The organism is Paenibacillus sp. FSL H7-0442 (assembly GCF_038593105.1).
GTDB classification, from domain to species: domain Bacteria; phylum Bacillota; class Bacilli; order Paenibacillales; family Paenibacillaceae; genus Paenibacillus; species Paenibacillus polymyxa_D.
Map to the genome: position 1 here is coordinate 3,975,546 of NZ_CP151963.1, position 16,333 is coordinate 3,991,878.

Consider the following 16,333-nt stretch of genomic DNA (forward strand, 5'->3'; position numbering starts at 1 on the left):
CTCCTTTTAGAAATATAAAAACAACACAAAAACATAGAGCATCATTGAAAATCCAATTTCCGCCATGCCAACTTGTTTTGCCTTTAATCCGAGTTTAGGAAGCCAAATGGCTCTTATCAAAAAAATTAAAAAAGGAATAAACAGAAATAACTTTAACCAAATAGCAAACAACAAAATCACCGCATGATAGATAACGGAAGCATAATGGTAACGTATATTTTTTCTTTCACGAATGATCGTTTTGACATACAAAGCAGTTCCGATAAAGTAAAGCACCAAAAGCAAGAATAGCTCTGTTGCTACCCTCCAATCCTCTCCTCCCCCCATATAAATAACGGGATATATAAAAGAACAAAAGAGTAAAATTGCAACAATGTCATTGAGTAAAGCACGTTCATTTTTCGTTCTCGCAAAATAAATATTAGCCATAAAAAAGAGCAATAAAAGAACTCCATACCAGATCAAGGCAGGCTCAAACCATATCAGTGAAATTAACAAAGGAAGTAATATCACTCCATATACAACGGCGGGTTTGCGGTATCTTTCACTGCTGCCTGTTTTGATCCATTGGAGGACAGGAAAACTGAATAAGTAGATAAAAAACCAGCACACAAATAGGGGTATATGAATGAGATCCCCTCGAGAAGCAGCTAAACCGAATAAAAATGGAAGAATGAGCATAGCCCAGGCTCCATGTTGATTGGGTATGTATCTGCTCATCCCCCTCAAACCCTTGATCCTTTTTTCACAATCTTTTTTATGTCTGTTATTTCGGTTAATCGATTCATCATCCATTCCCCCAAGATTGAGTTTTATCTTCTAACTTCATTCTAAGTATTATATGAAATTGAACCAATTAGGGAGTTCCCTTTTCCTTAGAGGGGAAAATCCTAACCGGAAAAATAACGCTATTTTCTTATGCTATACTGTACTAAAAAAGGGAACAAAGAAAGGATGAACTGTTATGGGAGGACCTTCTTTACGTCAACTGCATGCTCATCATGCCATTCATCAAGGCGGGCTATCTGGCGCTCTAGATAAGACGAGAGAAGTAGAGGAATTACTCGAAGCGAAAGAATTCCAGGTGGCGCGCCAGGCTGCCGACCACTTGATCGAATATTGGGAAACCCGCATTCTCAGCCATGCTGATGCAGAAGAGGAAGGATTCTATCAGGAAATGGTCGAGAAAAAACCGGAACTGCAGGAGGCTGTCGTCAAACTTACACGAGATCATGATCTGCTCCGAATCATTGTAAAAGAACTCAAAGCCGGGATCCGTGAAGAAGGGCTTACGCCTGAAGTTCTTCAACAGTTCCACGCGCTTCTGGTTGTCAATGCCATTCATAGTCGGGAAGAAGAACGTTTGCTGTTTGAGCAACCGTCATAATCAAGATGTGCATAACGATTCACATTCTCTATAAAAACGTACCAAAGAAATAGTCCAACGCCTCTTGTGAGTATCCGTCATCTCCTTGCCAGGCTGCTACGGAATAAAAATCATGATTGCCGTGCTGTCGTTTACGAGGCGTGTCCTGTGGGACCAGCAGTCCGGCATATCCCCACACCTCCATGACGACATCACGCTCGTTTTTGCTGGATGGAAACACATCCTTCCAGCGCTTTTCCAATTGACGTGCACTGCTTTGAGCATCACAGTTCTGAACAGCTTCGAGCATGTTATGGAGTATAGCTAGATCCTCATCGGAAACCTGAACATCCTCTTCTTGACTGAACAATTCAAGGTCCATCCAGCAATACAGAAGGTGGTTCAGACGAATACCGCCCCATTTGATTCGTTCAAAATTTAGCACATTCAAATCTTTATTGACGTATTCCTTATCGGACATCAATTTATTAAAATTACAATCCCCACAGCTACTGTAATTGGGCAGGACGACAGGCCGCTCCCCATAGGTGTGCAAAGGAAGCCCTGCGGTTAATGCCCAGCTCGATAAGGCGCTTCGTAAATGAACCTTTTTCGTGGAAAGACTATGCAAAAATGCTGCTGCCACTCGTTCTTTTGTAGCCTTTTGCTGGTGCAGCTCATGCAGCCTGTTTATAATCTCGTTATGTGTAATGGTGATCGGATCGAACATCAAGCCCTTACTTTTGGCATATTCAAAATCCTCACCCGAAAAAGATCCCCGCTCCTGCTTCCAGCCGCTAGAGGACCAGAATGTGTTCATCAGTATTTTTTTCGCCTTTTTATCCACAACATATCTCCCTTACTCATCCAACACCCTCACCTCCAGCACAAAGCGCAGGGTTGTCGTGTATTTTATGTAAGATCACTATTCATCTTTATACTTAAAAGCAATGGCCGTATTTCCCGACCGGGGGTCAAAATAAGAAGAGATTTTCCCCCAGTTCAGTTCATATTCCATATAGGGGTAAGGCTTTGTTTGACGATAGCTTGGCTTTACGGACAAATGTTGCTGTAACAAACGATCATGCTCCCTTTGCCGCTTTCTCTCCCCTTCTTCAGACCAATTATCCCACGAAGTTGGAAATTCATTGCCCTGGAGCGAAATCTCCGCGACAACTAGGCTGGTATCCTTAAAGCATACAGACACAAAAAAATGCCGACGCAGCAAAGAAACCTGATCGAAATGATACCAGATATACTCATTTCCTAGCTTTCTTACAGAATGAAAATATTTCGAATACCAATCGGCCTCTAACAACTGATCTTCCGTTAAAGATGAGTAAATCGCACGCTCACCATCGACCTGAATGATTCCCGATTCCCAGTCATTCATTGCTGCCACTCCTTCAGCTATTATGCCAATCTCCTACAGTTGCTCTCTGCCCTTATTTGTCCACATGATTGAAAATGGCCTGCCAGGCCCGATCTAGCACCCTCGTATGTAATTGTTTGGCATAAACAGTTCTAACGATGGCGAGAACGATCACACCCACGAATACAACACTGAGCAAAGTAATAGAGGGAACCCAATAGTCAAACATGGCATTCGCCAGCACTTGCAGCAAATGTCGTTCGGGTTGTAAATATTCCATTGCTGCAACGATGCCTGCTGCCAGCAATATGATCACTGATATAATCATAAGCATTGCATTGATTACTTTGTATTTGGCAAGCCCTCGCTGAAAAACGCGAGTTCCCGCATATTGCTCCAGCACGATGATCTGCTTGTGAAAATCATGTTCTACCTGCTCTACAGGCAGATCGTGCTCCTGAATAAATGCATGAGCTTTCTTCAGTTCGGATTGAATAAATAAACTACTCTGGATAGCAGATCCCAGCTGACCTAAAACATTCATATCTTTTCACTCCACTTCAATAGTATCTAACTTACGAGTATATAGGGTTGCCATGCTCTACAAAACGATCGGTTCCAGACTGCTCTCTAAATGAGCCTATTAGTAAAAATCAAAGTAACCCCGCCAGACTCCGTCATTCTGATGCTTGGCAAAATAAAAGCTGCCTCCATCCACAATATTCAATTGGGCTTTGGCATCCGAAGCAATCTGAAATACAAATTCATAGCCCTCGCCAAAGTCAATGCCCGATTGAATAAAGCTGGGATAGCCACCGATTTTGTGAACCGCATATATTTCCTCTACGATGTCCTCAAAATAGTCGGGTTCCTCCTCGTCCATTTGGTTAAGGGCATCGCCGTATTCCTCAGGGATGTCATCACCGTCCCAGACCGGATAATCATTCTCTTTGAGTTCAGGGAACAGCGGAAATGCTTTGATTTGCATAAATGACGGACCAAAATCTTTTTCGACCAAATCCTCTACCGACGTATACTCACGAATACACATATACCCTTCCATGTCCTCATGATCCAGCACATCGGGAGACAGGAAGACTGTCAACAGCTTGATGCTACGCATAGCTTCAGGGACAAAGGGCAAGGTCGGCAAATACAATTGCATGATCGGAGCCATAGCATTCCCCTGTACATCAATGGGTCGTTCCTCTGTTGGCAAAGCCACTGTAACTCTACCAATCCAGCTTTGTTCAAGGGAATCCGACGGTCTACGACCCCCTGTATGAAAAATCGTAGCTTTACGTTTTAGAATCGTTCTTAGCTTCTCAATAGCGTTGCTGGACAACGAAATCACTCCTTTCTAATCTAGAATAGAAACAGAACAACATCCTCGCCTGCTTTAAATCCAAACTCTCTTATTCGATCTTCCATCTCTTGAATCTGATGTAGATAATCTTCCGGCACAGCTGGCAGACCCTGTTCATTCACTAATGTCCCACCGAGTCTGGTGCGTGCATATTCGGCACTTTTCCACATCACCTCAAACACCGTTTGCGGCTGCGCGGTTCGCACCCCATCCATACTGAAAATTAAATCTGCAAAGCGATCCTCTGCGAGTGTACTCAACCAAAAAAAGCCAGGCTCGGTTCCCGTATGTACGCTAAATAGTTCATCATAACCTCCCGTCCCGTGATGGTGTGCATGGAAAATGTCCATATCTCCCCACTCCATTCCGAGACTCAGCATGACATCCCAGATATCCGCTCCACGGTAAGATTGGCCTTGATCCGCTACTAGCCTAAGCATGACAGCGTGTTCCCTTTCACCTTCCTGATCTGTAAATGCTTTAAGTTTTTCCGCCTTTGCACGTGCATGGTGAGCATCCTCTCGAGGAAGCACATGAACAGTTCCCTTCTCCTGAAAACGCGCTGGCAGTGTGTTCATAAAGTCTGCAACCTTGACTTCATCCAAACAAACCTGCATCTCTACATTATCGAATATATCTATACAAACACAAATTTTATCAAAATGGCATTCGCCTGCTGGTCTGCGCCCCACACTAGTCCACACCTGTAAATCATGAACATGCCCATACACGATATATCCTTTGAGCAATCGCAAAATATCCTCATCTGACAACGTAAAACCACTAAATTCCACATCAATCAGCCAATAGATATTAGCATCAGGCTCCACTTGATGGATTCCTTTTATGGTCTTGACAGGCTCATGTTCCAACTCCACGGCAAGGATGCTCGATACATCCTCACTCCCATGTTCGGGTAAATTCATGAATCTCTCTCCTAACTAGCTGTTTTCACTTTACAGTTTCCTATAATTCTCAATATATATTAAACTATAAATCACCAAGCACAAAATAGTATAAAAACGGTGCTGGGTTGTTGAACTTAACTTTTAGAAATTCAAAGCTTCGAAAGGGGAGAACTCATGATGCAAAAACTTTGGCAAAAAGGGAAGGCTCTATCACTGCCTATTATGGTGTCCGCATCGCTGATATCTGGAGCGCTGTCTGTAAGTACACCTGCGGCGAATGCGGCTGCAACCAAGGAATTGCTTCAGCTATCCGGTCAGACTACTTACTATGGAGAGGTCGAGAATGGGCAGCCTAACGGACGTGGTACGATCAAATGGAGCGAATATAAGCAGTATTCGGGTGATTTTGTGAATGGCAAGCGATCAGGTACCGGAAAATATACAAATCAATACACGGATGCAGATGGACAGAATCATAAAGTCGTATACAACGGAACATGGAGCAATGACACGATGAGCGGCAAGGGTACGCAGACTGAAAAAGTGACGCAAACGGATGGAACCGTACGTTCGAACGAGATCCAAGTAGGTACTTTTCAGAACAATGGATTACAGAACGGCTACCAAGTGATCCACGCTGTGGCCGATCCAGACTACAGCTTCACTTATAAAAATAGCAATGAAATAATAAATATCTTACACAGTAATCAAGATCTGGTCCAAAGGTGGCAAAAAGGAGACCTCTTCTCCGTAAATTATAAAAATGGCTCTGTCCAAAAGGAATACTCCATGTTCCCTGAAGAGACTGCTACCAAAGAACGCCAAAGACAAGCGTCCATTAAGTATCTCAAAGGTATTACTGCCAAGGTCACTCCTCACTTGCAGCAGTTTGAAAAGCTGTCCAAGCAGATTCCGCTAAAGTAATTAAACCGACGCGAAATATATATTAGTCTCTACGCAAGAAGGCCTCTCTTTCTAATGGAAAGCTCCATTTGAAAAGAGTGGCTTTTTTCGTTTCGTTATGAATGGCTATAAGAACTTCGGATCATACACCTCCTACTATTCTCCCTTATGCACCCTCATGAACTCATACAAATGACTTATTTTTCACTAAAATCCCCCCCTTTTTTTGCTAACCCCCACTGGATTCACTAAAATATAAGTAATTATTTTAATCATCCGAGGTGGACATCATGGCTAAAATTATGGTTCCTCCTGAGAAACTAGAAGCAGTTTCCAGGCAGTTCGCACAGGCACGTGAGCTGGGGGCACAAATTTGCGGACAACTGTCACAGCATATTCAGATGTTAGAAAATAGCTGGGCAGGAACAACACAGCAGCGCTTTTATCAGGATTTTCATAAAGCTCGTGGACAAATGGATGCTTTCACTCAAACTGTCAGTTCTGTCAGCACAGAGCTGCGTTCCATTGCAGTAAAATTCAAGGAAACAGACACCCAAGCAGACACGGGGATTACCAAAGGAGATCACAGCGGACAGATCAGCAACAGCGAAGGGGCAACTTCCGGGAAAAAAGGACCCGATCCAGCAGATATAGCCATTAACAGCCTGTCAGAGGCCAACAAATGGCGCGGGCAACTAGGATTTGCCGGAACAGCGATCTATAGCGGTCTGGCTTCCACACTTGTGCTCACCAAAACAGTAGAATTCAAGAGAAGTCTGAAGAATCCCACTCGAGCGGTTATACATAATGCGGCATGGGTGAAAGGCAAGGGTAACAATGCTTTTATGCGTAATTTAGGCAAAAGCCTAAACCGCCAATTCGCCAAACCGGGTATTGTGATGAAGGGGTTAAAGGGCTTCGATCGTTTAGCTGGAAAGCTTCAAATGGGTAAGCTCGGCCTCGGATTCAACAAAGCCAACAGCTTTCCTCAGTGGACACGGAACGTCATCGCCGGGGTGGAAAAAGGACGTTACGGCATAGCCACCCGCCAAATTCCCGGTATGATTGCCAAAAAGCTCTACCCTATTAATGCCACCATGAATATTGTGGGCGAGGGTATCAGTCTGGCTGGAAAATGGAAAAGCGGGAAGCTTACCGGAACGGATGTAGCTGTATCTGCTTCTAACGTAGCGATTAAAACCGCCGCAACTTATGGCGGCGCTGTCGTTTTGGGGTCCATAGGCGGTGCTATCGGTGGTCCGGTCGGCGCAGCCGTCGGGGCATACGTCGGCGGTACAGTGGGAAGCTGGGCAGGCGGAAAAGTCGCCAAATTTGCGGAAAAAGGGATACGCTGGGCCAGCAAATTATTTAAATAATATACACACCTAACAGATGGAGAAGGAGCCTGACTATGGACAAACAAACGGTAATTTTAACGCTTGAGGAGCTAGGTTTTGCCTTGACCGCATTGGGCGCAGAAGATATGGCTTCTGGTCTGCTCCAATCTTATTACGGGGAACTAACCGAAGATCGCTGGGAACTACTTTTTCATGCCGCAACGCATAGCATGATATCCAAGGGTTTGATGGAACAACGGGATGACGAGCAACAACAGCTCGAATTTGATGCGTTCATTGTTGAAATTTTAGCTCATCTGGTACAAAGTCGTCAGATGCTACGTGGCTTTAAGGAGCAACAAGATAAGCAAAATACGTTAACGATACACCATGGAAATGAACGTTTTCTGTATCATTTCTCCAGTCACAATGAACTCCATTTCTTTCGCTGGTCTTCTCCAGAAGACTGGCATCACGACATTGATCAACTGTTCGGCCTGTCTGCTCCGAACTTCAATGCGCACAGCCGATACGTCGATCTGACCGAAGAACAGTGGAATGAGTTAACCTCATCCAACTTCACCATGCAGCAAATGACAACGTGGAAGCTTCATGAGTCGGCTCAACAAATGATACAAGACTGGCGGGAGGATTTTGATCGTAATCAGTGTAGCCTTGATAATTTGAGCCAAATGGTATACACGGATACGGATGAAAATGGTCCTTCTGTTACAAATCTGCTATTTGTTCTTAAAGGAAAGAATGATGTGTGGATTGTAAGAAATACAGAACTGGATATGCAGGCCACTCCATGTCTGCGAATTGAAAGTGTGACCGAAGCTGACTGGATAGAACGGATAACTTATTTCATTCAGGCGTTTGTTCCCGACGAGGCGGTATTCCGTGGATAAAATTGTATATCGAAGATCTTTGGCATTTTGGAAAGCCATGGGCAGCTTGATGTTTGTGCTTATTTGTCTGTTTTTGCTGCTGCTCATTTTTATCGACGAAGATATCTCAGCTCTACAAATCTTCTTCTTTATTACGTCCGCCATTGTCGGACTTCCTTTTTTCGGTAGCTATCTCGTGGTTTGTTTGAGCAGAACGCTTCGAAAGGATACCTACCTGTTCATCTTTGACGAGCACAGCATTTCAGATGGTATTCGAACTGTCCCGTGGGCTGCAATCACTAAAGTCGAATTCGAAGGGGCCTCCATCCGCAAATGGCTGCGCCCTCGCTTTCCCGCCTTTATTTTTCATCTGAATGACCACAGCACCTGGGAAGTCAGCACCGACTATGTGTTGAACGATATAGAGCTGAACCAAACCGGGAAACAACTTCGAACTCTCATTAACCAGCATGGCAAGTCGAAGAAAAAACGTTCCTGAATAGTGCCATTGAATATATCAAAGCTTGTCTCTATCATATGCGGCCGAATTGGCCGCAGCCAAAAATGGAATACCAAACTGGCTGCGGATAAAGGAGTCTGCCGTCGTAATCAAACCCTTGACGATCTTCCCCTCAATCCTGGTCTCCGCCAGCGCTTCTGTCGCAAAAGCAAGCAGCGCTGGATCGAGCCCACCCGCAGACCCGGTATTAATGACAAGCTCTGGGCTAAAACGCTCAATCAGCAGGGCCGTAGTCGAGGCAGCGTTCGCTTTGCCAATTCCTGATTGCAGCAAAATAACTTCCTTGTATTCCGGCTTATACTTGAAAAACACCCGTCGCTGCGATACGCTGCACCGCCTCCAGCAGCCTTTCCTCACTGTTTACCAGACTGACCCGCACATAAGAAGCTCCTGCACGACCAAAGCCTTCTCCAGGAGCGACCGCAACGTGCGCCCCGTCCAATAAAAAGTCTGCAAAGGAAGCCGATGTATGCCCCTCCGGCACCTTGAACCAGGCAAAAAAAGACCCTTGGGGAGCTGCTACATCCCAGCCAATACCTCGTAACGCTGCAATAAGAACATTACGGCGCCGCTCATATAACTTCGCGAGCTCCTGTACTGGCTCCTGGGTGCCCAGCAATGCGACAGCTCCCGCATCCTGTACCGCGCCAAAAACAGTGCTGTAGGCATGCGTATGATAATGCTTGAGCGCACCAATAACGGACGCATTTCCAACCGCAAATCCGAAGCGCCATCCAGCCATGTTATACGTTTTGGAAGCTGTATACGTCTCGACGCCATACTCCTTGCCGCCGGGGATTTGCAATAAACTAATCGGCTTATGCCCGTCAAATCCAAGAGCACCGTAAGCAAAATCATTCATAACTGGAAACTGATACCGAGCGGCATAATCCAGCGTCTTCGTCAGAAAATCTGCAGTAGCTACGGCTCCAGTCGGATTGTTCGGATAATTAATCATAAGCAATTTGACCTGCTCTGCGATTTCCTCTGGCACGGTTGTATAATCAGGCAAGAAACCAAGCTTCTCATCAAGCGGAATCGTATGAATATGGGCTCTTGCCAGCGCAGCAGCGGAATAATATTGGGGATATGCCGGATCGGTGGTCAATAACCAATCACCGGGATTCAGCAGCGCCTGTGGAATCCCCATTACGCCTATGGCTGAGCCGTTGAATATGGCAATCTCCCGGTCAGGATCCAGCTCCACCTGATACTCCCGTTTATAGAACGCGGCGACAGCCTCCAGCGTGCTTTTTTTTCCATGAAAAGGCGGATAGCCCTGATTGATCGGTTGATCAACCGCTTCCTTCAAAGCGCTGATAATATGCGCCGATGTTGGCTGATCCGGGTTGCCGGCTGCCAGATTAATTACATCTATTCCTTTACTTTTATACAGATTCACTTTGTCATCTATTGCGCTAAAATAGTTGTCAGGCAGAGCCTTGACGAGATCAGAGGATGAAAAAATCACGTTCATATCCACCTTCTATCCATAAGATACAGGCTGACAACGTCAGCCCGCAGAAGATAATGCCCCATATTATTTGAAATAGCTTGGCAACTTGTAGCCTTCATAATCAGGGTTCGAATGGATGTACTTTTGGAATTCATCTGAATGATATCCTTCAATAATGTCTTTGACGAAGGGCTTATCCTTGTTCTTGCTGTCCACAGCGACCACGTTCGTGAACGGATCTGTCATATTTTCAAGCTTTAATGCCGAGGTCAGCTTTATTCCATTCGATACAGCAAAGTTCCCTTGTATAGCCGCAAAATCAACATCCTTCAGTACACGTGGCCCCTGTGCCGGATCGGTAGCAACAAATTGCAGATGATGCGGATTAGAGGTGATGTCGTTCACCGAGGTTTGCAATGGATCGATATTGTCCTTTAACGTAATCCAGCCTACTTCCTTCAAAATATTCAGCGCACGCAGCATATTGACTGGCTCGTTGGGCAGGTTGATTTGGGCTCCATCGCCGATTTCGTCAAGGCTGGTATGCTTGCTGGAGTACAATCCCATTGGAGGAGTCGGGACCTGTACAGCACCAATCAGATCAATATTCTCCCGCTTATTCATAGAATCCAGGTAAAGCGAATGCTGAAACACATTAGCATCAATATCCCCCTTAGCCACGGCTACATTGGGCTGAACACCGTCTGTAAACTCTTTATATGTAATCTTATATCCTTTCTTCTCCAAATATGGAGCCACACCATTCTTAAACTGATCGCTATATGGACCAGGATTAAAGCCGATATGCAGTGTTTTCTTTTCTTCACCCGCAGCATTGCCCGACGTATTCTTGCTGCCGCAGCCTGAAATAAAAAGCACGACTGCTCCCAGCAGCAATATAAATGAAATCCATGGTTTCTTCATTTGATGTCTCCCCCTGCTCCTTGATATCTTCTACTTTTGGTGAGTTAGAATGTTTACAGTCGCTCAAAATACCAAGTAACTTGATGCGTTTTATAGATATTACAATGATTTTTTATTCACTGTCAACAACATTTAATTACGCATCTTCTGCATAACAAATAAGGGATCACAACAGGCGATCCCCTTGTAGGTAAAAACACTTCACAAGTTTGTAATATTATTCCGTTTCAATTATACCCCCTGGGGGTATAATTGATATGAAAATAAAACCCTAAAGGAGCTATTAAATATGAGAATGCAATGGGCTTTGCTCGCTGGTACAGTCATGATGATTTTGAGTGGGTGCGGGAACAGTAACGCGCCAAACCAAGAGCACACGGCAAACAGCAGTCAACAGCACGACACATCGGAGATGAACCATTCCACTTCCAGTGAGCTTCCTGCCGGATTAAAAGAAGCTGAAAATCCAGCCTTCAAAGTTGGTGGTCAAGCGACTATACGAGCTGACCATATGGCAGGCATGAATCGGGCTACTGCCACGATTGTGGGTGCTTATACGACTACTGCTTATACAGTCTCCTATACACCAACCACTGGAGAAGAGAAAGTGAATAATCATAAGTGGGTTATTCATGAAGAGATTAAGGATGCAAGCAGCGAGCCCTATGCACCGGGCACAGAGGTTATCCTTGCAGCAGATCATATGAAGGGGATGGATGGGGCTAAGGCTACCATTGATCCCGCCGAGCCAACGACCGTATATATGGTAGACTATACGCCGACTACAGGAGGAGAGCCTGTCAAAAATCATAAATGGGTGACGGAGAGTGAGCTTTCAGCCCATTAGAACTCTTTCAGCACAGGTCGCTTGTGATAACAAAAGGGAGCCTGGCATCGGCTCCCTTTAACGGCTTTAATTGAGTTTGGACAAACCTACTTCGCCAAATTCAGCTTGGCCTCCTTGATATCATACAAAGTCCCTTCGTTGGAATCTACAAGCTTTTTCATTTGTTTGTTGGCTAGTCCATTTGCAGGCACGATTGCATTAAAAATAACATCATTTTTCTGTAATTGCTCGTTAATTTCATCTACTGAAAAACGGGCTTTACCCAGGGCTGTATTCTTATCATGAACTGGTGCATCTGTAATGAATATGATTGTTTTGGAATTAGAATTTTTGGGAAATTTACTTATAGCTAACTGAATAGCCTCTAATCCCGATTCCTTCAAATCCCCGCCAGCGGAAGGGCGCAGCATATTCAAGTTACCTTTTAACTTATTTTTATCGGTCGTAAACTCCAAAAATTCTAAATCTTTATCTGCCTTCAGATTGATATCCCGAAATGCAACGACAGCAAAATGAGAACCTGCTGGAACGGAATCAACAAAGCCTTTCACCTTCTGTCTCACATAATCCAGCGTCCCTGTCATACTACTCGTAACATCTATGACGAACACAATATCCGTAGATTTGGAGAAGGTGGTGGATATCTTTTTCAGAATCGTTGGATTGGATTGTGATTCGGAAGCATCTTCATTTTCCTCCATTAATTGTTCACTTTCGCTAGTTGTCAAAACCTGCGGTGGAGCAAGGAAAATCACAACGCTCTGAGCTGCAATATTCCACTTCACCTTCGCACCCAGCGCCTCACTAACAAAGCGAATAGGAACCATTACTTTGCCGTTAATGAGTCTTGGCGCCGCATTGAGACGCACTAATTTTCCGTTGATATAGGCATCCCTGGAGCCTACAGTTAACTTGATCGTTGTATTTCCTTTGGTTGCAGTAACGGTCTTGGTAGCTCCATCCCACTTCACTTTCGCCCCAAGCGCCTCAAAAACGGCACGAAATGGCACCAGCATACTTCCGCTAATAGAGGTCGCAGGCTGCTCATATTGTTGCAGTTTACCGTCTATAAACACCTCAACCTGCTGAGCCTTGTTATTATTTATAGGAACAAATTGGGGTACAGACGCTGCCGAATTTCCCGACTGATCGATCATTTTGATATAAAAGTAATATCCACCTGTAGATAAATTCAGGTTACTCAAAGGGTAGCTAAACGTTGTTTCCGGATCGAACTGAATCCGTTTAATTAATTGAGCATCCGCATTTTTGACCATAACATATGAAGTGTACGTGGGTTGAATATTTTTCATCTTCAAACGAACTGAAAATGATGTACTTGAAGAGTTGATTGTAAATGTACCCGGAAAATTTTCTCCAGATGGGATAGACAAAGGGATTTCCGGTGACTCATCAACCGCTTGGTCCACTTTAGGCTCCTCGATCGGCTGGGTTACTTGCGGTTCAATTACTTTCGGTTCATCCACAGGTTGAGCAACTTTGGGTTCACTGGGAGTGGGAATCTCTTTTATATGGGTCTCCACCTCAGGCTGCGTTACTTTCGGCTCCTCCGCAAGTGGAGTTACTGTAGATTCATCGACTGACTGCACAGTCCCTTTCATAGTTATAGCTATAGGAAGTTCTATATGATTTTCTGATCCTGGCCCAGGTGCTGGTCGTGAATCCGCAATCGTAATTGTGGAGTTGGCATAATCGATCGTAAAGTCACCAGAAGGAATTTCAATGTTGTTGCTATACAGACGAATTGGTGTATCAGGCTTAATCGTAAACGGGAGATCAAATTTAAACACTCTGTTTACTCCATTACCATCATCAAGAATAAGCTTAAGCTTATCTCCATCTTTGAATACTGTCGAATTGGCAGCCTGAACACTTTCTGTGCACAAAGTGATCAACCCTACAAATATCGTTAAAAACGAAAGTAGGAACATCATTTTTTTGAGCTTCATTCTTATTTCCCCTTTTAAATCTATATTCTTGTCGGTAAATCATAGCATAGGGTTAGATGAAGTTCATTCCATCTGATTACAGTTATGGATATAGGAACTCACTTTTTCCATCATTCGCGCTCTGTTCAATGTTCATATGTATCTTCTTGGTCCGCTTCTTCAACGTGGCATACGTAATATAGCCGCCTTCAGTGCTTTAGTCCCTTCTTCGCTTTTCAAATAATCCGACGGTGTTTCGTTGCCGAGTGCGGGGACTTTTCGATCCATCCAAATCAGCAAATACTCCCCCATATCGGGCAGCAGCACAATCTGAATCTCCTTGGGAATTTTACTTTTGGCCACTTTTGCTCTTTTAGCCGGATCTACCTGTGCATACCGCTCCTGATAGACCTGAACCATGTTGGCCCAGTTCTCCGGCTTAAACTCTTTCAAATATATGTCTCTCATCTACGAACCCTCCTTAGGGCCTCAGACAACGCTTTTCATGCTGGAGCAACCATTCTTTTCTCCATAGCCCTCCTGCATAGCCCGTTAGTTTCTGATTGGAACCGATAATTCGGTGACATGGAATCACAATGCTCAGCTTATTTTTTCCATTAGCACTGCCTACGGCTCGGATCGCTTTTTCATTTCCAATAGCAAGAGCAATATCTTTATAAGCTGTTGTTTTACCGTACCCCACGGACACCAGAGCATTCCATACTTTTTGCTGAAAATCCGTACCTTCAAAGGCATAAGGAAACGTAAACTCAAAGCGCTCACCTTTAAAATACTCGTCAAGCTGGATAGCGCATTCCGCTAATACTTGGATTGGAATCTCTTCTATAGCCCTCGTTAAGAGCTCATTCCGATTAGAGAACATAATAGAATAGACAGCCTCATTTGTGCCCTGTATCTCTATCTCTCCAATCGGCGATACATACTTCATTACGTATAGTTCGCTCATAAGAAGGATACAACCTCCTTCCTTTTCTATTCCCTACTCAACTTTCTATACTCACTAGGAGAACAATGGTTCAAGCTACGAAACGCCTTATAGAAATGGGAGGGACTTTGGAAGCCCGTCTCATAGCAAATCTCAAGATTCGTAAGATTTGTACTTTTAAGAAGATAGGCTGCCTTATCTACTCTTATTTTTTCCAAATACGTGCGCGGGGTTTCGGCGGTTTCCTGTTTAAAGATCCGATCCAAGTAAAAGGAGCTTATTCCGATATGGTCCGCAATATCCTGCAATACAAGTTTTTCCTTGTAATGATTAACCAAGAAGGTTACCACATTCTGCACAAGTCTGATATACGGCGAATGGTCTGTATGGGGCTGGCATCTTTTGCAAGCACGAAAACCCGCCTTTTCCACTTTGTCCAAATCAAAATAAAACTCTACATTTATTTTCTTCGGCTTTTTGGATCGACAGGAAGGTCGGCAGTATATGCGGGTTGTTTTCACAGCGGTAAAAAACAACCCGTCATACTTACGATCACACGCTATAATTTTCTCCCACATTTCTTCAAAAGAAAGACTAAGGTTAGCCATGATCGAATGCTCCGTCCTTTCTATAGTTCATATTCATCTAGCTCAAGGATTTTGCAAAATCCTCATATAAATGTGATGTATCTTGTAGCTCTATCAACTGTTCTGCATTCTTTTGCAAAGCAACTATTATCTTATCAGAAAATGCATTTCCAAAGCTAAACCGTTTAACTCCTAACTGCTGAAGCTGGTGGACATTCGTCAGACCCGGCAGGGATAAAACATTAAGCGGAGCATGGATATGAAACACAACTTCCCTGATCTCTTCATCACGCTTTAATCCTGGAACAAAAATTCCGCTCGCACCACTATCCTCATACGCTTTGGCCCGCTCTATGGTCTCTGAAAGTGGAGTATTCATCTGCAAATATGTATCCGTTCTTGCGTTTATAAAAAACGCTTGAAACCCACGCGCATCCAAGGCCGCTCTAATTTTGGACAATAGGTTACTGTGCAGACCCACTTCTCGAAGTCCCTTTTGCATTTTCAAAGAATCCTCAATATTAATCCCTGCAACTCCCACATCGGCTACCCTTAAAACATGCTCAACAATCGTTGCCGTGTCCTCTCCATATCCTGCTTCAATATCTGCCGACACTGGAATCTGAACATGCTCAACAATCGTCCGAATAATACTTACGTGCTGGTCAAAATCAATAAGCTCTCCATCTGAAAATCCAAACGTATTGGCAATCCCCCAACTCGTCGTACCTATCGCCTTAAAACCTGCTTTCTCCAGAGCCACCGCAGATAGCAGATCCCAGGCGTTCCCTAAAAATAAAAGTTCCTCTAATGTGTGAAGTGCATGAAACTGCTGGATTTTGTTCATAAATATAGCCTCCTGATATGTGATGTAACTCATTTTATCAAGAGGCTATCTTTGTTTCGTCCTCATTCTTGCACTTATGGTCTGTAGGAATCTAGGAACAACTTGGTCCATTTAT

19 protein-coding genes and 1 pseudogene are annotated in these 16,333 nt (G+C 44.1%); 6 read left to right on the forward strand and 14 right to left on the reverse strand.

Annotation, left to right across the window (positions count from 1 at the left end):
• Window positions 1-6 precede the first annotated feature (6 nt).
• Entirely contained in the window at window positions 7-795 is a 789-nt protein-coding gene (locus tag MHH57_RS17590; RefSeq protein ID WP_069010497.1) for a YwiC-like family protein, read from the reverse strand.
• Window positions 796-964: 169 nt separating this feature from the next.
• On the opposite strand from MHH57_RS17590, the gene MHH57_RS17595 reads away from it, so the two are divergent.
• The gene (locus MHH57_RS17595) at window positions 965-1,387 is read left to right on the forward strand and encodes a hemerythrin domain-containing protein (protein ID WP_029515522.1); all 423 of its coding nucleotides are present in this window, start codon (window positions 965-967) and stop codon (window positions 1,385-1,387) included.
• Window positions 1,388-1,415: 28 nt separating this feature from the next.
• Here the strand turns inward: MHH57_RS17595 and MHH57_RS17600 are convergent, their stop codons facing one another.
• The 5 genes from MHH57_RS17600 to MHH57_RS17620 form a co-directional block, all read right to left on the reverse strand.
• Window positions 1,416-2,213: a hypothetical protein gene (locus tag MHH57_RS17600; RefSeq protein WP_069010496.1), complete on the reverse strand. Its 798-nt coding sequence runs from the start codon at window positions 2,211-2,213 to the stop codon at window positions 1,416-1,418.
• 78 nt (window positions 2,214-2,291) lie between these two features.
• Entirely contained in the window at window positions 2,292-2,759 is a 468-nt protein-coding gene (locus MHH57_RS17605) for a hypothetical protein (RefSeq protein WP_069010495.1), read from the reverse strand.
• Window positions 2,760-2,811: 52 nt separating this feature from the next.
• Complete coding sequence (locus tag MHH57_RS17610) at window positions 2,812-3,282, reverse strand: DUF6097 family protein (RefSeq protein WP_029515525.1); 471 nt, start codon at window positions 3,280-3,282, stop codon at window positions 2,812-2,814.
• A 99-nt stretch (window positions 3,283-3,381) separates the two neighbouring features.
• Window positions 3,382-4,083 carry a DUF1963 domain-containing protein gene (locus tag MHH57_RS17615; RefSeq protein WP_069010494.1) on the reverse strand — a complete coding sequence of 234 codons (702 nt, stop codon included), beginning with the start codon at window positions 4,081-4,083 and terminating at the stop codon, window positions 3,382-3,384.
• A gap of 20 nt (window positions 4,084-4,103) precedes the next feature.
• Window positions 4,104-5,030, reverse strand: coding sequence for a cell division protein ZipA C-terminal FtsZ-binding domain-containing protein (locus tag MHH57_RS17620; protein ID WP_069010493.1), 927 nt, complete (start codon window positions 5,028-5,030; stop codon window positions 4,104-4,106).
• 159 nt (window positions 5,031-5,189) lie between these two features.
• On the opposite strand from MHH57_RS17620, the gene MHH57_RS17625 reads away from it, so the two are divergent.
• The 4 genes from MHH57_RS17625 to MHH57_RS17640 all read left to right on the forward strand — a co-directional run bounded on the left by MHH57_RS17625 (window position 5,190) and on the right by MHH57_RS17640 (window position 8,641).
• The gene (locus MHH57_RS17625; RefSeq protein ID WP_039274388.1) at window positions 5,190-5,936 is read left to right on the forward strand and encodes a hypothetical protein; all 747 of its coding nucleotides are present in this window, start codon (window positions 5,190-5,192) and stop codon (window positions 5,934-5,936) included.
• A gap of 269 nt (window positions 5,937-6,205) precedes the next feature.
• Entirely contained in the window at window positions 6,206-7,291 is a 1,086-nt protein-coding gene (locus MHH57_RS17630) for a WXG100 family type VII secretion target (protein ID WP_069010492.1), read from the forward strand.
• A 35-nt stretch (window positions 7,292-7,326) separates the two neighbouring features.
• Window positions 7,327-8,163, forward strand: a complete 837-nt coding sequence (locus MHH57_RS17635) for a hypothetical protein (RefSeq protein WP_069010491.1) — start codon at window positions 7,327-7,329, stop codon at window positions 8,161-8,163.
• Window positions 8,156-8,641 carry a DUF5381 family protein gene (locus MHH57_RS17640; RefSeq protein WP_069010490.1) on the forward strand — a complete coding sequence of 162 codons (486 nt, stop codon included), beginning with the start codon at window positions 8,156-8,158 and terminating at the stop codon, window positions 8,639-8,641. Before MHH57_RS17635 ends, MHH57_RS17640 begins: the two co-directional genes overlap by 8 nt.
• 174 nt (window positions 8,642-8,815) lie before the next feature.
• Here the strand turns inward: MHH57_RS17640 and MHH57_RS17645 are convergent.
• The 3 genes and pseudogenes from MHH57_RS17645 to MHH57_RS17655 form a co-directional block, all read right to left on the reverse strand.
• A pseudogene (locus MHH57_RS17645) lies at window positions 8,816-8,974 on the reverse strand (5'-methylthioadenosine/S-adenosylhomocysteine nucleosidase); the annotation flags it as partial.
• On the reverse strand, window positions 8,958-10,133 hold the full coding sequence (locus MHH57_RS17650) for an aminotransferase class I/II-fold pyridoxal phosphate-dependent enzyme (RefSeq protein ID WP_081317528.1): 1,176 nt from the start codon (window positions 10,131-10,133) through the stop codon (window positions 8,958-8,960). The pseudogene MHH57_RS17645 and the gene MHH57_RS17650, both read right to left, overlap by 17 nt.
• Window positions 10,134-10,202: 69 nt before the next feature.
• Window positions 10,203-11,042 carry a MetQ/NlpA family ABC transporter substrate-binding protein gene (locus tag MHH57_RS17655; protein WP_069010487.1) on the reverse strand — a complete coding sequence of 280 codons (840 nt, stop codon included), beginning with the start codon at window positions 11,040-11,042 and terminating at the stop codon, window positions 10,203-10,205.
• A gap of 289 nt (window positions 11,043-11,331) precedes the next feature.
• Between MHH57_RS17655 and MHH57_RS17660 the strand changes: the two genes are divergently transcribed.
• On the forward strand, window positions 11,332-11,889 hold the full coding sequence (locus MHH57_RS17660) for a YdhK family protein (RefSeq protein ID WP_342434337.1): 558 nt from the start codon (window positions 11,332-11,334) through the stop codon (window positions 11,887-11,889).
• 86 nt (window positions 11,890-11,975) lie between these two features.
• Here MHH57_RS17660 and MHH57_RS17665 read toward each other — a convergent pair whose 3' ends face one another.
• From MHH57_RS17665 to MHH57_RS17685, 5 genes are all read right to left on the reverse strand, one after another.
• Window positions 11,976-13,859, reverse strand: a complete 1,884-nt coding sequence (locus MHH57_RS17665; RefSeq protein WP_069010485.1) for a stalk domain-containing protein — start codon at window positions 13,857-13,859, stop codon at window positions 11,976-11,978.
• Between the two features lie 159 nt (window positions 13,860-14,018).
• The gene (locus MHH57_RS17670) at window positions 14,019-14,306 is read right to left on the reverse strand and encodes an antitoxin Xre/MbcA/ParS toxin-binding domain-containing protein (protein ID WP_069010484.1); all 288 of its coding nucleotides are present in this window, start codon (window positions 14,304-14,306) and stop codon (window positions 14,019-14,021) included.
• Window positions 14,307-14,319: 13 nt separating this feature from the next.
• Window positions 14,320-14,805: a methylated-DNA--[protein]-cysteine S-methyltransferase gene (locus MHH57_RS17675; protein ID WP_318627447.1), complete on the reverse strand. Its 486-nt coding sequence runs from the start codon at window positions 14,803-14,805 to the stop codon at window positions 14,320-14,322.
• 26 nt (window positions 14,806-14,831) lie between these two features.
• Complete coding sequence (locus MHH57_RS17680; RefSeq protein WP_039274368.1) at window positions 14,832-15,392, reverse strand: Ada metal-binding domain-containing protein; 561 nt, start codon at window positions 15,390-15,392, stop codon at window positions 14,832-14,834.
• A 37-nt stretch (window positions 15,393-15,429) separates the two neighbouring features.
• Window positions 15,430-16,218, reverse strand: a complete 789-nt coding sequence (locus tag MHH57_RS17685; protein WP_069010482.1) for an isocitrate lyase/phosphoenolpyruvate mutase family protein — start codon at window positions 16,216-16,218, stop codon at window positions 15,430-15,432.
• Window positions 16,219-16,333 lie beyond the last annotated feature (115 nt).

What these genes read in the sequence shown, in the direction of transcription:
- MHH57_RS17665 (WP_069010485.1), bottom strand. Translation starts at nt 13,859, where the DNA reads ATGAAGCTCAAAAAAATGATGTTCCTACTTTCGTTTTTAACGATATTT.
- MHH57_RS17625 (WP_039274388.1), top strand. Translation starts at nt 5,190, where the DNA reads ATGCAAAAACTTTGGCAAAAAGGGAAGGCTCTATCACTGCCTATTATG.
- MHH57_RS17680 (WP_039274368.1), bottom strand. Translation starts at nt 15,392, where the DNA reads ATGGCTAACCTTAGTCTTTCTTTTGAAGAAATGTGGGAGAAAATTATA.
- MHH57_RS17670 (WP_069010484.1), bottom strand. Translation starts at nt 14,306, where the DNA reads ATGAGAGACATATATTTGAAAGAGTTTAAGCCGGAGAACTGGGCCAAC.
- MHH57_RS17610 (WP_029515525.1), bottom strand. Translation starts at nt 3,282, where the DNA reads ATGAATGTTTTAGGTCAGCTGGGATCTGCTATCCAGAGTAGTTTATTT.
- MHH57_RS17660 (WP_342434337.1), top strand. Translation starts at nt 11,332, where the DNA reads ATGAGAATGCAATGGGCTTTGCTCGCTGGTACAGTCATGATGATTTTG.
- MHH57_RS17630 (WP_069010492.1), top strand. Translation starts at nt 6,206, where the DNA reads ATGGCTAAAATTATGGTTCCTCCTGAGAAACTAGAAGCAGTTTCCAGG.
- MHH57_RS17590 (WP_069010497.1), bottom strand. Translation starts at nt 795, where the DNA reads ATGGATGATGAATCGATTAACCGAAATAACAGACATAAAAAAGATTGT.
- MHH57_RS17685 (WP_069010482.1), bottom strand. Translation starts at nt 16,218, where the DNA reads ATGAACAAAATCCAGCAGTTTCATGCACTTCACACATTAGAGGAACTT.
- MHH57_RS17635 (WP_069010491.1), top strand. Translation starts at nt 7,327, where the DNA reads ATGGACAAACAAACGGTAATTTTAACGCTTGAGGAGCTAGGTTTTGCC.
- MHH57_RS17595 (WP_029515522.1), top strand. Translation starts at nt 965, where the DNA reads ATGGGAGGACCTTCTTTACGTCAACTGCATGCTCATCATGCCATTCAT.
- MHH57_RS17675 (WP_318627447.1), bottom strand. Translation starts at nt 14,805, where the DNA reads ATGAGCGAACTATACGTAATGAAGTATGTATCGCCGATTGGAGAGATA.
- MHH57_RS17605 (WP_069010495.1), bottom strand. Translation starts at nt 2,759, where the DNA reads ATGAATGACTGGGAATCGGGAATCATTCAGGTCGATGGTGAGCGTGCG.
- MHH57_RS17620 (WP_069010493.1), bottom strand. Translation starts at nt 5,030, where the DNA reads ATGAATTTACCCGAACATGGGAGTGAGGATGTATCGAGCATCCTTGCC.
- MHH57_RS17655 (WP_069010487.1), bottom strand. Translation starts at nt 11,042, where the DNA reads ATGAAGAAACCATGGATTTCATTTATATTGCTGCTGGGAGCAGTCGTG.